Below are 12,793 nucleotides of genomic sequence, written 5' to 3' on the forward strand. Positions count from 1 at the left end.
CGCGTTTGGGCGGCCCAATACGTCCCTTGCGGGCAGTACCCCGAGAGCGATAGAGAACATGCGCGCTCAGGTCGGTAACGATCCGCTTCAGTGAGCTTCACACCCACGGGAAATGGATGGCTTTGCGTCAAGCCGACGGCTTTCGCGAAGGTAGGTGTACTCATTTTGGATCTGAAAACTGATGCTACGCGTACTGCAAGAATTGACTACTAACGCCATTCGCCCGCGTGGGTTCATTTTTCTGCCAACTTTGATCCCCGTCCGCGGTGGCACGGCACGGCTGATCGACCTTATTCACGAAAACTCCTGCCGCGACCATCGGGCTGCATCGCCTGCTCCTGAAAGAGCGACGCCCCCGCATGCTGCCTAGGATTTTTTCAAACTCTGGTTTCGGGAAGTAGATGGGCTCTTTACCCTCCGCGGCTCGGCATTGCGGATCGAATGCCGCGCCGCTGCTTGTCTTCTAAAAACGCTGTATCAATCTGGGATGGGCTTCTTTCTATGCCAATGCCACCAAAGCACGGCGCCAACTCCAAGAGCCACGGACACAAACAGAACCACAATCAATGCGGAACTCTCAATCCACGCAATCGCCGGGATGCTCAGGGCAAAGACGAGTCCAAGCTAAAGACTGCAGAGCATAGCGGCGGCTGCGGTTCGCTACTTTTGGGGGCCTCGAACCATGCGGTATGAACTCACGGACTTTGAATGGGCTGCCATCAGGTCGTTTGCCGGGTGGCATTCCTCGTGTTGACGACCGGCGCGTCCTGAAAGGCATCTTTTGGGTCTTGCGCTCAGGCGCTCTCTGGCCCTGCCGACCTGCCGGTGCCCAATGGTCCCCGCACTACTTGCTATAATCGCTTTGTCCCTTGGCGGCAGACAGGGAAACGCCCGCGACACGTCCTGTGACTGAGTCAGCGGCGCCGTAAGTGAGCCCGTACCGAGAAGCCACCGCCGAAGTTGGCCTTGATCGATTTCTCGATGTGCAAATCGGCACCCGAGACCGGTGCGTTATTCGCGTTGTTGCCTTTGGCGGCGCTGGCGATGCTTGGCAGCAACAGGACAGAGGCCGCTGCACACCCCTTGACAAAATCTCTACGCTTGCACGCACGGGCTGTTTCCAGCCTTTATGTCATCGGCATCTTGCTCGGCATCGACCTCATCTTCGCGGGCAGGGGATGAATCGGAATTGGCTTGAGCCTGCGTCGCTGAAATCAATGCGCCGACACAATAGGAAGGAACAAGTCGATGTCATCGAAGCGACTGGAAAACAAGGTTGCCATCATCACAGGAGCCGCACGTGGTATCGGACGGGTCGCAGCGTTGCCGAGCCTGTTCCGACCTTCAGGCACCCAGATTCCGAAAACCTCAATCGCTGGCCCGATCGGCCTCCCGACGAGCCTTCCTATCGGTCGCCTCAACCCCGGCTTTGCCTGCCTTTTCCGCTTCGGATCGCCGCTCGCACTTGACGCGAATCTCTTCGATTTCTTCGTCGGTGAGATGTTCAATTCCCACAAAGGAATTTTGGGCCGTGCTGACCCTGATCAGTTCGTCGAGTTTGACTTGAATGGCGGCGCTGTCACGGTTCTGAGAGTTTTGGATGAGGAATACCATCAGGAAGGTCACGATCGTGGTGCCCGTATTGATGATGAGTTGCCACGTATCGGAGTAGTGAAAGACGGGGCCGCTGATCCCCCAGACGATCACGACGCCGACCGCGATGGTGAACGTCAGAGCGCGACCGGCGGCCTGCGACGTGCGGTTTGCGATTTCTCCGAACAGCTTGGAATAGCGGCTGCCATTGGGTCCGGCCACACGCGCATTCACTTGTTTCAACACGGGTGGTTTCCTCCGCAGGCCTCCAAAATCTGCGCGGCGGATAAACAAGGCCTGCCGCGGCGAATGAACGCACACGACCGGAAGAAAGTTCCCCAGGGTTTGCGAGTCCTTCTGGCGAAAAGATCTAGCCCGTGGATGCGGCTCTCTACGGCCGTGTTGGCAGGAATTCTCGTCGCGTAACTCAAAAGTCTCGGCGTAAAAGACTTTATTCCATACCACTCGCTCTTCGTTGACTTCGGGCATTTACTTCGCGCCAAGTTGCCATGCGGCGGCTACCGCGGGCCGCGCCCGAAAACGCCTCGTCATCGTAACCGCGACGGCTAACAGGGATTTTACGCCGCGGTCAATTCTAACCACTTGGTAGGCGCGTAATTGCTATTGAGCCCGTCCCCAGATGTTCTCCGGTTATAAAGTGACCTATTGACCGGCCGAGGTGAAATGCCTTCGCGCTGCGCCTTGCTATGGATAGCTGCCTCGGTCGCTCCAGCCTGAGACTGATGACCCTGTCAACGTGTTGCCCTTGGCAAGAGTTTTCAATTCTCGGATCTCCTGTATCGTCCATGGCTGACCGATACGGCGCCTGTTTTTGGGATTCGCTTTGCGGGGGCCCTCTTGTCAATCGGTGATCCGAGTTTTTTCCAAAGTTTCTTGTGCCATCGCGTACTCCTGTGCGGGCTCGATGCACAATTCGGCTTCTCGGTTCCGACAGGGAACAATCGTCCCGCGCGCTCGTTGAAGGTGACCATCAACGAAGGAGGCTACAATGCGATTGATCCCGACAGTGCTACTGGCTTGCACCCTCGTCTCGCCCATGGCGATGGCCCAAAACACTGCACCGACTCCGTCAGCCGCTGAGGCGCCTGTGTCGGCCGCCGGCCAGTGGAGAGCTTCCAAGCTCGTGGGTGTGAATATATACAATGAGCAGAATGACAACATCGGCGAAGTGAATGATGTGATCATCGCCAGCTCGGGCAAGGTGGACGGCGTCATTGTCAGCGTCGGCGGTTTTCTCGGCATGGGCGAACATAACGTTATGATGAAGCTGGATCAGATCAAGTTTGCCAACAAGGCCGGAACCACGACAACCGGTTCAACGAGCTCGGATTCGAAGCAGTGGTATCCTGACCGTGGCACGGTCAACGCCACGAAGGACCAACTCAAGGCAATGCCGCAGTTCAAGTACTAGGCATTAAGCCGGCAAACGCTCGACCTTAGGAACGCGTCCTCCTTAAGTGCGTTTCTAGAGTCTGTTATGGACCTGCCGTCACCGGGACGGCCGCCGTAGTGGGGGCGGTTTTGAACTTCGGCAGTTCTGGTTGGGGATTGAGCAAGGAAATGACCAACGAGGATGCGCTAGTACCTCCTTTTCTTAGAAGGTGAGTCGTGATTCAAGATTGGGATGATCCCCGAAGCAAGAGAAGTTCGCCTTTCGAGGAAAGATCACAATGTGCTTGAGGCGCGTTGTCGCTCACCGGTGACGTTGCAGCGCGATTTGAAGCGAGCGCGGATAGTTCTGTTGGCGGCGGACGGGCGCAGCACCCGCTCGATCGCCAAAGAAGTCGGGATCCAGCCGAGGATTGTCAGCCTTTGGCGGCACCGCTATGCCAATCATGGCCTTGAAGGGCTGCAAGACAAGCCGCGACTCGGCAAGCAGCCGATCTATACGAAGGCTACCGACAAGCGGATTCTGAAGCTGTTGGACAAGCCGCCCCCACAAGGGTTTGCGCGTTGGACCGGCCCTCTGCTGGCCGGGGCGCTGGGCGATGTTGACGTCCAATATGTCTGGCGGTTCCTGCGCAGCCACAAGATCGACCTCGCGGCTCGCAAGTCCAAGTCCTGGTGTGAGAGCAACGACCCGAACTTTACGGCCAAAGCCGCCGATGTTGTTGGCCTTTACGTCGCCCCGCCCGCAAAGGCCATCGTGCTATGCGTGGACGAGAAGCCTTCGATCCAGGCATTGGAGCGAGCGCAGGGTTATCTGAAGTTACCCAATGGCCGCGTCTTGACCGGCCAGAGCCACGATTACAAGCGGCATGGCACTACAACATTGTTTGCGGCCCTCGAAGTCGCCACCGGAAAGATCATCGCGGCTCATTCAAAACGCCGTCGCCGCGTCGAGTTTCTTGACTTCATGAACAGCGTCACCGCGGCCTTTCCGGACCGAAAGCTTCACGTCATCCTCGACAACCTCAACACCCACAAGAAAAACGAGCACTGGCTCAAGGCCCACCCCAACGTGCAATTTCATTTTACGCCGACAAGCGCGTCCTGGCTCAATCAGGTCGAGGTATGGTTCTCAATATTGCAGGGCCAGTCGCTTAGCGGAGCCTCCTTCACAAGCCTCAAGCAGCTTCAGGAACACATCGATGCCTACGTCAACGCGTACAACGACAAAGCCGAGCCCTTCGTCTGGACCAAGAAAAAGGTCCGTCAACGTCGCTTCCAAGGCCGCCGTATCACTCAGCTATGAGTCCAGGTACTAGTCACCTGGAACTGAAGTTCGTTTCATTATAAACTGCCGCATTCGCAAGAGTGCGGGAGCGCAGTTATGGCCAACGCGGCAGGACGCCCGGTTTCTCCCTTGATCCTCAGCGCGGATGAGCGCGCGTATCTCGAACGGCAGGTTCGTCGTCATCGCGTGGCGCGTTCTTTGTCTGAGCGATGCCGCGTCATCCTGCGATGCGCGGATGGCATACCCAGCAAATCCGTTGCGCACGAACTGGGTGTCCATGAGCATACAGTTGGCAAGTGGCGTCGGCGCTTTCTGAAGGGGCGCATCGAAGGGCTCTTGGATGAAGCCCGCCCTGGCAGGCCTCGCACGATTGATGACGATCAGGTCGCTGCAATTATCGAACGCACGCTCCGCTCCACGCCGAGCGACGCCACGCACTGGTCCATCCGTTCGATGGCGACCGCGACCGGCTTTTCGCACACGACGATCCGAAGGATTTGGAACGCCTTCGGCTTGCAGCCGCACCGTTCGGAGACATTCAAGCTTTCCAGCGACCCATTATTTGTCGACAAGGTCCGCGACATCGTCGGTCTTTATCTGTCGCCGCCCAATCGGGCCCTGGTGCTCAGTGTCGACGAGAAGAGCCAGATACAAGCGCTTGATCGCGAGCAGCCGGTCCTGCCGATGATGCCGGGCATTCCGGAACGCCGGACGCATTCCTATATCCGCCACGGCACAACATCGCTGTTCGCGGCCCTCGATGGTGCTTCCGGATTTGTGATCGGCAAATGCTACAAGCGCCATCGTGCTGCGGAGTTCCTCGACTTCCTGAAGCAAATCGACGCTCACATTCCCGACGGTCTCGATATCCATATCATTATGGACAACTACGCCACTCACAAAACTGCTGTGATCAAATCCTGGCTGGTGCGACGACCGCACTACCATGTGCACTTCACGCCAACATCAGCATCGTGGATCAATCAGGTCGAGCGCTGGTTTGCTGAACTCACCCGCAAGCAGATCCGCCGCGGCGTCCATACTTCGACCAAGCAGTTGGAAAAAGATATCCGCGCCTCATCGAGCGGCACAATGAAAATCCCAGGCCATATCGATGGACAAAGTCAGCTGACGAAATCCTCGCCTCCGTCAAACGCTTCTGCCAGAAAACTCAGCAAACCTTATGCCACGAATTTTAGATTCACCTGACTAGCGGCTGGTATGTCGCAGCCTGCCGGAACCAGATTGTTTCGACAGGCAGGCGGCATGGCACCAGCGATGCTCAGATCTTCAATCCATGTATGGATGGCTCCTGCGGGTCAAGAGTGTCAGATCGGTTCTGCTGAACAGGTCGGTTGCGGCCATGGGTGCCGTCCGGAATGTGGTTGGAATTCGGTGTGGCGCATTCCCGTGTAACATGAAAGGTATCGTTTCAGGCGGCAAAAGGTCAATCGGCTGATCAGAGCGTCTGCCAACCATCCACCTTGCGCAAGTTGATCTGTCCTGAAGCGAGTAGCGCCCAGAACAACATCGCGGCGGTGTCGGCGGACGGGAGAACAGTCTGGGTTTTGATCCGTCGCTTGAATTTTCGTGCAAACGCTCGATCGCGTTTGTAACCGGTATGAGATTCGTGGTGCCGATGTCCGGCTGCGGTTTCGTGATCGCGGCGTATGGTGCGACCATCCGGGACAGAGGCACCGGGAGCACGAAGTGCGGGCAGGCCGATCTTGCACGTTGAGCTGCGAGCTCGTGTTAGTAGATGGCCGCCTCTGCGACTCGCCCGGTTGCGCTGAGAGCGCGGATCCGTAGTTGTCGTGTCGCCCGCCGCTCCCCCTCTGATTATCGAGAGGAGACAGGAATGCGACGTGTAATCGGAATTGATACCCACCGTACCTTTGGGGAAGTAGTAATCTGGGAAGATGGTCGACTGCGACACATGGGTCGGGTCGATATGACGCGAACTGCGCTGGAAGGCTTCGGCAAAACGCTTCTGACCACCGACGAGGTGGTCATCGAGGCTACCGGTAACTGCATGGCGGTCTCTCGGGTGCTGTCACCGTTCGTGAAGCGGGTAGTGATCGCCAATCCACTGCAGGTGAAGGCGATCGCGCACGCCCATGTGAAAACCGACAAGATCGACGCCGGCACGCTGGCCAACTTGTATGCAGCCGGCTACCTGCCGGAGATCTGGACACCCGATGCTGTCACGGAGCGGATGCGCCGCCTGGTGGCGCGACGCTACCAGGTTGTCCGGCATCGGACCCGAATCAAGAACGAGGTGCACTCGATCCTCTATGCTCACCTGATTCCGCAGTGCCCTCATGCCGACCTGTTCGGGCGGCTCGGTCGTGCCTGGCTCATCCGACAGCAGGTGCCGGATGACGAGCGCGCCGCGATCGAGCGTCATATCCGGGAACTGGATCGGTTGGGAGAGGATCTCGGCGTGCTTGACCGGGAGATCGCTGAGGGCGCCCTCAGCGATACGGCGATCGAACGGCTGCTCACAATCACTGGCGTCAATCTCACGGTGGCCGCCGGGCTAGTGGCGGCGATCGGCGATATAGGCCGCTTTTCCAACCCCCAAAAGCTGGTGAGTTACTTCGGCCTGAACCCACGCGTGCGCCAGTCGGGGCTTGGGGCAGCCCATCACGGGCGGATCAGCAAGGTCGGACGCAGTCATGCCCGCGCGATGCTGGTGGAAGCCGCCTGGGCAGCCGCCAAGACGCCAGGCCCACTCCATGCCTTCTTCGTCCGCGTCCGGGCCAGGCGGGGCCATCAGGTCGCTGCCGTTGCAGTGGCGCGCAAGCTGACCGTCCTGTGCTGGCATATGCTGACGAAAGAAACGAACTACCTCTGGGCACGCCCCAGTCTCGTTGCCCACAAAATGCGCGGCATGGAGTTGCAAGCCGGCCGACCGCAGAAGAAAGGCAACACGCGCGGCCCCGCCTACGCCTACAACGTCAAGAAACTCCGGAACCAGGAAATGCGCGTCGCCGAACAGGCACAGAAGGGCTACGAGCACTTTGTCGAAGCCTGGCGCCCGCGCCCGCCAAAAAAGGCGCGCGGGCGCCTCAATCCGGCAAGGCTCGAATAAGGCTGCCCGGCAGCGCTTTCAGCCGATGCACCGCGCTCCGCCACGAGGTCGCCCACGCAGCAAAATAATATCACGACCGGAAAGAAACTGCTTGTCGATCTCATCCGACGTGCGCAGATGGTCCCAATGCTCGGCAGGGAAGTCGAAGAAGGCAAGCAGAGTTTCCCGGTCCTTCGTCAGGCAGACAACCGCCTTGTCGTACTTGGCGCCGTATTTTTCGGCGAATACGTCGATCGCGACCTCGGCTGCCGCGCGGGTCGGCGCGTCGTAAATCTCACGAAGGTCTGCCTTCATGTTGACCTGGACCGAGAGCGCAACCTTGTTCAGCACGTTGGCCGTCTTGTGAACCCAACAGCGCTGGTGCCGGGTAGCGGGAAAGGCCTCCTCGATCGCCTTCCAGAAGCCGAGCGCACCGTCGCCGACCGCGAGGTCCGGCGCGATCTGGAGCCCACGCTGCTTGATGTCGATGAGCAGCTCGCGCCAGCTCTGCGCGCTCTCGCGGACTCCAGTCTGAAAGCCGACAAGTTCCTTCTTGCCTTCAGGCGTTGCGCCGATCAGCACCAGCATGCATTCGGCGTTATCTTCCATCCGGGCCTGAAGGTAGACCCCGTCCGCCCACACGTACACGTATCGCCGTGCCGAGAGATCGCGCTTCTGCCGTCAGCCGCGAGATCACGGCCGGCGACAGGTTCGGCGCGTCCTTGCCTAATAGGGCGGCGAGGGCCTCCTGGAAATCGCCGGTCGCCACTCCGCGTAGGTAGAGAACCGGCAACAGCGCATCGAGGCTCTTCGTCCGCCGCGCCCATTTCGGCAGGATCGCCGAGGAAAATCGAATTTTCTCCTCCGCCTCCACGGCGCCCCGATCGCGCACCTTGGCGCGACCGACTCCGACAGGTCCGACTCCGGTCTGGATCGCGCGATGCGGACCGTGGCCGTGACGCACGATGCGGTCGCGACCATCCGCCAGCTTTACGTCCTTCCACATGGCGACGAAGGCGTCGGCTTCGGCAATCAGCACCTGAGCCAACATTCGGCGGGCACCTTCGCGTGCAAGTTCAGTCAGTGGATCGTCAATGGCGTCAGGCTGGCGGAAGGCAATGACAGTGCTATCCATCGACATGGCGGTATCGCTCCTTTCGGGGAGGTTCTGGCAGGCTTGGACACCCGCCTCGATACGCCGCCTTCAATCAATCGTCGTCACCCAGATTCCGCCTTAGCTCTCCGGCCGCAGACGGATGCACGAGCCGTCGTTGAGCCACAGACGCCCGCGTCTAGGCTGTTTGGCAGGGACCTTCAATCGCCGACATGTTGGACCATTGGACCTGTTACGGAGCGGCGCACAAGCCACCCTGCGGCGCGGGTCTCATGGGGAACGTCCTTGATGCGCGAGTTGCTGATCAGGGAACCGAAGTTTCATAGGAACGCATCAGGAGCGCGCGTCCGTTATCATCATACGTTCAGCAGGACATAAAAAGGAGATCCCTATGTCCAACCAAGAACCAGAAAAATCCGGACCAGCAGCAGCAGAAAAACCAGGGTCAAAAGCCGGGCCAGCAGACCAACAGCAAGAAGGACGAAATCAGGAAGGCCGTAGAAGGATCAGATCGACCCCAACAATCCTCAGGGCCAACAAAACACCGGGTTTAGCGGTGACCTCTAATAAGAACCTCCGGGGTAACCAGCGATTGAGTCGGGCACTTCATCCTCGGTGGGGTTGGTGCCGAGATACAACCGGGTGGCGGTCCGCTCATCTCAGGCCCGCGCCGACCATTGCACGCTACTACTTGTCCGGCTCGACCGTTGTTTTTGAAGAGCCCTCCGGCGCCGGCTGCATGCCCGGTGGACTTTGGCCCTGCGGACTTTCTGCAGGAGCGCCACCGGACCCGGTGTCAATAGGACCGGTCCAGCCCTGCGGTTGCAGCTGGCCCTTAGTTTCCGGCGTTACGGTCCGGCCAGTGTTATACTCGGACTGGTTTGGTTGTTTGGGTTCCGTGGTTGTCTGAGCGCTGGCAATCCCGGCTAAGCACGCCGTACAGGTAGTAATAACCAATATACGATGCATGGGGTGGTCCTCCGATTATATGCACTTTCAACAGCGCTAGCGATACTGTGTTCCATTCGTCCTGAAGATCGTTCCTCATTATTCCGAAGGTCGACAGTCTGCTTATGGTGCTTCCGCCCTCCCGAGCTTCTTCGCGGATAGCGGCGCGGGACGCTTCCAACGCGCAAAGACGTAGGGCTGGTCCGGCAGTTCTGCGAGCTTGGGACGATCGATCTCAGCGAACGGTTCGGTCCGACTGGAGCCGTTTGGCGACCAACAGCGGCATTGAGCTCCGCCAGGGAAAAGAAGCGCTCGGCCTTGCGCAGGATCTCGTTGGCCACGCCCTTCCACATGGCGACGAAGGCGTCGGCTTCGGCAATCAGCACCTGAGCCAACATTCGGCGGGCACCTTCGCGTGCAAGTTCAGTCAGTGGATCGTCGATGGCGTCAGGCTGGCGGAAGGCAATGACAGTGCTATCTATCGACATGGCGTATCGCTCCTTTCGGGGAGGTTCTCGCAGGCTTGGACACCCGCCTCGATACGCCGCCTTCAATCAATCGTCGCCACCCAGATTCCGCCTTAGCTCGCGCCGACCGCACCTGGAACCTTATAGATGCCGCCGTGGGCCATAAGCGCCCAGGCGATGCGAGCATCGTGAGCACCTTTTAAAGGATGTCGGACGATTCGGCCGACAACTCAACCGGACTACGGTCCGAAGGGCTGCTGGAACTTATCTCGGCCTGTCGAGAATTCCTTACGCAGCACGGCCTTGTTCTGGCTCCCGCAGGCGCTAGCAACTCCAGCAACGGCTATTGTTGAACCAGTCGACCCAGGTCAGCGATCCAGACGTTCACTGTTCTTCGAGCCTCCGCTGCTCCTCGGAGAACGGAATAATGAGCGGCCCAATTAAGGTATCTCTATCATTTGACGCCGCCGATGATGGCAGCGACGCGCCGGGAATGCTGGTCCACGATGACGAGTTCGTCACCGGCAATAACATACTTATCTCCCGAAAATCCATTCAATGCTTTGAACACTTCAGGCGGTAGATCCGCCAGCGGAGTCTGTTCTGCCACTGAGGCGCCTATCATCAACTCGAAGTTTGGGCGCTCGACCGTTGGCGGATGGCCACTGGCAAAAATCGCGCGCAGCGTCGCACGTTGCGCGTCATCTATGTTGATCGGCTTAGAGGTTTTGATAGCGCTGGGGCCACCGGATGCATGTTCCTCAATTCCGGGATTTTGCTTCGCGGCCTCCCCGCCCGCAGGATTTTGCTTCGCCACTTCCTCGCCTCCCGCATTTTGCTTCACCACTTCCGGGGCAACGGGATTTTTCTTCGCGGCTTCCCCGCCCCCGAGATTTTGCTTGGCGGCGATGCTCGTGGATTGGCTCTGCGCCGGAACGGCATTGCCAGTTGCTGGGGTTTGGACGTCTGAGCCGGTGGAAGGTGTTGCTAAATGCTCTTTGCTGCCCTGGAACCAAGAAAAGGCAAACCAAGCAGCAACCAGCAGTATGACGGCCACAACGGCGGCACGGTTCAGGAGCTTGCGGGTGCCTTCTTCGCTCTGCGGGAAATCTATCATTACTGTTCCCTTCACGGATTCTGGAGACCAATTCTGAACTGTGATATTCGTTCCCAGAGGATCGCTCGTACTCCGGAGTGAAGACGATGGGAGCTCCTGACCACCCGCTCCGACCCGGGACTGCAAACTTGGCTGCTCCGTGCGGCAGGTCTTCTCTTCCACATCTGACAATGACCGAGATTTCACATTTGGTGCTGTTCGCGGCCGCCTGCCACTGCGCAGCGATATTCGAACTGGTTCAAGTTGAGTACCGGCTCGCCAGGCTCTGGAGTACAACAGGCAAGGAATTAGGAATAGCCGCAGCGTTATGTCAGTCGAAGATCAGGGTGCCTGCGATCGTCTCGTGACTACTTCGACCTCTGAACTCCCTGACGAGCGGCTATCATATTTGCCACGTTCGCCTTCCTGGCTTGGCAACTGCGCGACTGTCTTCTCATTCTCGTCGGCTCTCTGCTGGTTGCGATGCTGCTGCAATTGCTCAGTACTCTTTCGCTAGTGCCGCTTGCCGGGCGGCATTGCCCTGTGCCTACCGCATATCAAATCCGGGCATATTGATGGTGCAGCCCGCCCAGAATCGGACGACAGAGAATGCGTCCGGCTGTTTCGGCGGCGCGTGACATCGGCGCATCCTTGTTCGATGGCAAATGGGTGCGCGCGTCGTTGTAGTAGCTCATGTACGAGAGCAGCACGTGGCGCAGATGGCGTTCGCCGAATACCACGATATGATCAACGCATTCCCTGCGGATCCATCCGATCAGCCGTTCGGCGTTTGCGTTTTGCCAGGGTGAGCGAGGGGATGTCGGACGATCTCGAATGCCGATGGATCGAACCCGGCGTATGAATATTTCGCCGTATACGCCATCGCAATCCTGGATCAGGTAACGAGGGATTTGCTCCCAGCCACACGCCTCGTCAGTTGATTGGCGATCCATTCGGCCGTCGGATGCGCGGTGACCCCCAACCATAGGATCTGCCGCCGGCCATGGCCCATGATCAGCAATCCATAGACAGGACGAAAGAAGATTGTCGGCACGACGAAAAGGTCCATCGCGGCGATACCGTCAGCATGGTTACGAAGGAAGGTGTTCCAACCCTGCGACGGAGGGGCCCTCCTCCGCGCCATTACTTGGCCACGCTGGTCTGGCCAATCTCGATGCCAAGTTTGAGAAGCTCGCCATGGATCCGCGGCGCTCCCCACAGCGGGTTGGCGGTGCTCATCTCGCGGATCAGCCGGCGAATTTCCAACGGTACGGCCGGTCGGCCGCAGCGATGCCTCGATTTCCAGCGCCAATACAATCTGAAACCGGAACGATGCCAACGAATCACGGTGTCCGCTCGGACGATTGCCAGTGCATCATACATTTTTGGAAACTGTCGGCAGACACCTCCCAATATCAGTCGGTCAATCGAGATGAAGGGAGGTCTTTTGGGACGGGTTCGCCGCAGCACATTGATTTGTTGCCTCAAGACCCAGAACTTCTGCCTCAAGCGCAACTTGCGACCGCAGCAGGTCCATCACCATTCGAACGATCAGTCTGCACAAATCAAGCATCGGGCAGCAGCATCGCCCAATTCTCGATCAACCGCCAGCCAGATGGGGTTTGCGACAGGGGCACCCGGCCCCCACGGAGTGGTCCGATTGGAAGGTTAATTTAGGGATTGCATTTTGACTATCTCCTTTGGCGCTGGCTAGACGAGGGCCTCGGGTGCCGGTGGTTGATATCCCAGCGATGAGTGTGGACGCACCGTGTTGTAGTGACGTCGCCAGTTTTCGCAATGATCT

At 58.6% G+C, this 12,793-nt stretch carries 8 protein-coding genes and 6 pseudogenes; 5 read left to right on the forward strand and 9 right to left on the reverse strand.

The window, feature by feature from the left end:
• Positions 1-682 precede the first annotated feature (682 nt).
• A pseudogene (locus tag NHAM_RS25575) lies at positions 683-885 on the forward strand (transposase); the annotation flags it as partial.
• A gap of 29 nt (positions 886-914) precedes the next feature.
• Here NHAM_RS25575 and NHAM_RS21155 read toward each other — a convergent pair.
• Both NHAM_RS21155 and NHAM_RS28610 read right to left on the reverse strand, forming a co-directional pair.
• Positions 915-1,124, reverse strand: coding sequence for a twin-arginine translocation signal domain-containing protein (locus NHAM_RS21155; RefSeq protein WP_041359521.1), 210 nt, complete (start codon positions 1,122-1,124; stop codon positions 915-917).
• A 244-nt stretch (positions 1,125-1,368) separates the two neighbouring features.
• Positions 1,369-1,827, reverse strand: a complete 459-nt coding sequence (locus NHAM_RS28610; protein WP_245270114.1) for a low affinity iron permease family protein — start codon at positions 1,825-1,827, stop codon at positions 1,369-1,371.
• Positions 1,828-2,602: 775 nt separating this feature from the next.
• On the opposite strand from NHAM_RS28610, the gene NHAM_RS21165 reads away from it, so the two are divergent.
• The 3 genes and pseudogenes from NHAM_RS21165 (at position 2,603) to NHAM_RS21175 (ending at position 5,490) form a co-directional block, all read left to right on the forward strand.
• Positions 2,603-3,025 carry a PRC-barrel domain-containing protein gene (locus tag NHAM_RS21165; RefSeq protein WP_011504966.1) on the forward strand — a complete coding sequence of 141 codons (423 nt, stop codon included), beginning with the start codon at positions 2,603-2,605 and terminating at the stop codon, positions 3,023-3,025.
• Positions 3,026-3,238: 213 nt separating this feature from the next.
• Positions 3,239-4,309 (forward strand): IS630 family transposase, encoded by a 1,071-nt coding sequence (locus tag NHAM_RS21170; protein WP_011504965.1) that lies wholly within the window; start codon positions 3,239-3,241, stop codon positions 4,307-4,309.
• 78 nt (positions 4,310-4,387) lie between these two features.
• Positions 4,388-5,490, forward strand: a pseudogene (locus tag NHAM_RS21175) (IS630 family transposase).
• A gap of 260 nt (positions 5,491-5,750) precedes the next feature.
• Here NHAM_RS21175 and NHAM_RS27165 read toward each other — a convergent pair.
• Positions 5,751-5,905, reverse strand: a pseudogene (locus tag NHAM_RS27165) (IS256 family transposase); the annotation flags it as partial.
• A gap of 262 nt (positions 5,906-6,167) precedes the next feature.
• On the opposite strand from NHAM_RS27165, the gene NHAM_RS21180 reads away from it, so the two are divergent.
• Complete coding sequence (locus NHAM_RS21180) at positions 6,168-7,385, forward strand: IS110 family transposase (RefSeq protein ID WP_198137033.1); 1,218 nt, start codon at positions 6,168-6,170, stop codon at positions 7,383-7,385.
• Between the two features lie 72 nt (positions 7,386-7,457).
• Here the strand turns inward: NHAM_RS21180 and NHAM_RS21185 are convergent.
• The 6 genes and pseudogenes from NHAM_RS21185 to NHAM_RS25600 all read right to left on the reverse strand — a co-directional run.
• A pseudogene (locus NHAM_RS21185) lies at positions 7,458-8,505 on the reverse strand (IS256 family transposase); the annotation flags it as partial.
• 1,274 nt (positions 8,506-9,779) lie between these two features.
• Positions 9,780-9,914: pseudogene (locus NHAM_RS28615) on the reverse strand (IS256 family transposase); the annotation flags it as partial.
• A gap of 433 nt (positions 9,915-10,347) precedes the next feature.
• Entirely contained in the window at positions 10,348-11,010 is a 663-nt protein-coding gene (locus NHAM_RS24240) for a DUF1236 domain-containing protein (protein WP_049769457.1), read from the reverse strand.
• A gap of 536 nt (positions 11,011-11,546) precedes the next feature.
• Positions 11,547-11,975, reverse strand: a complete 429-nt coding sequence (locus tag NHAM_RS28620; protein ID WP_347336464.1) for an integrase core domain-containing protein — start codon at positions 11,973-11,975, stop codon at positions 11,547-11,549.
• Between the two features lie 157 nt (positions 11,976-12,132).
• The gene (locus NHAM_RS28970) at positions 12,133-12,255 is read right to left on the reverse strand and encodes a hypothetical protein (protein WP_283805387.1); all 123 of its coding nucleotides are present in this window, start codon (positions 12,253-12,255) and stop codon (positions 12,133-12,135) included.
• Between the two features lie 444 nt (positions 12,256-12,699).
• A pseudogene (locus NHAM_RS25600) lies at positions 12,700-12,783 on the reverse strand (integrase core domain-containing protein); the annotation flags it as partial.
• Between the last annotated feature and the right edge of the window lie 10 nt (positions 12,784-12,793).

This window comes from Nitrobacter hamburgensis X14, assembly GCF_000013885.1.
Classification (GTDB): Bacteria; Pseudomonadota; Alphaproteobacteria; order Rhizobiales; family Xanthobacteraceae; genus Nitrobacter; species Nitrobacter hamburgensis.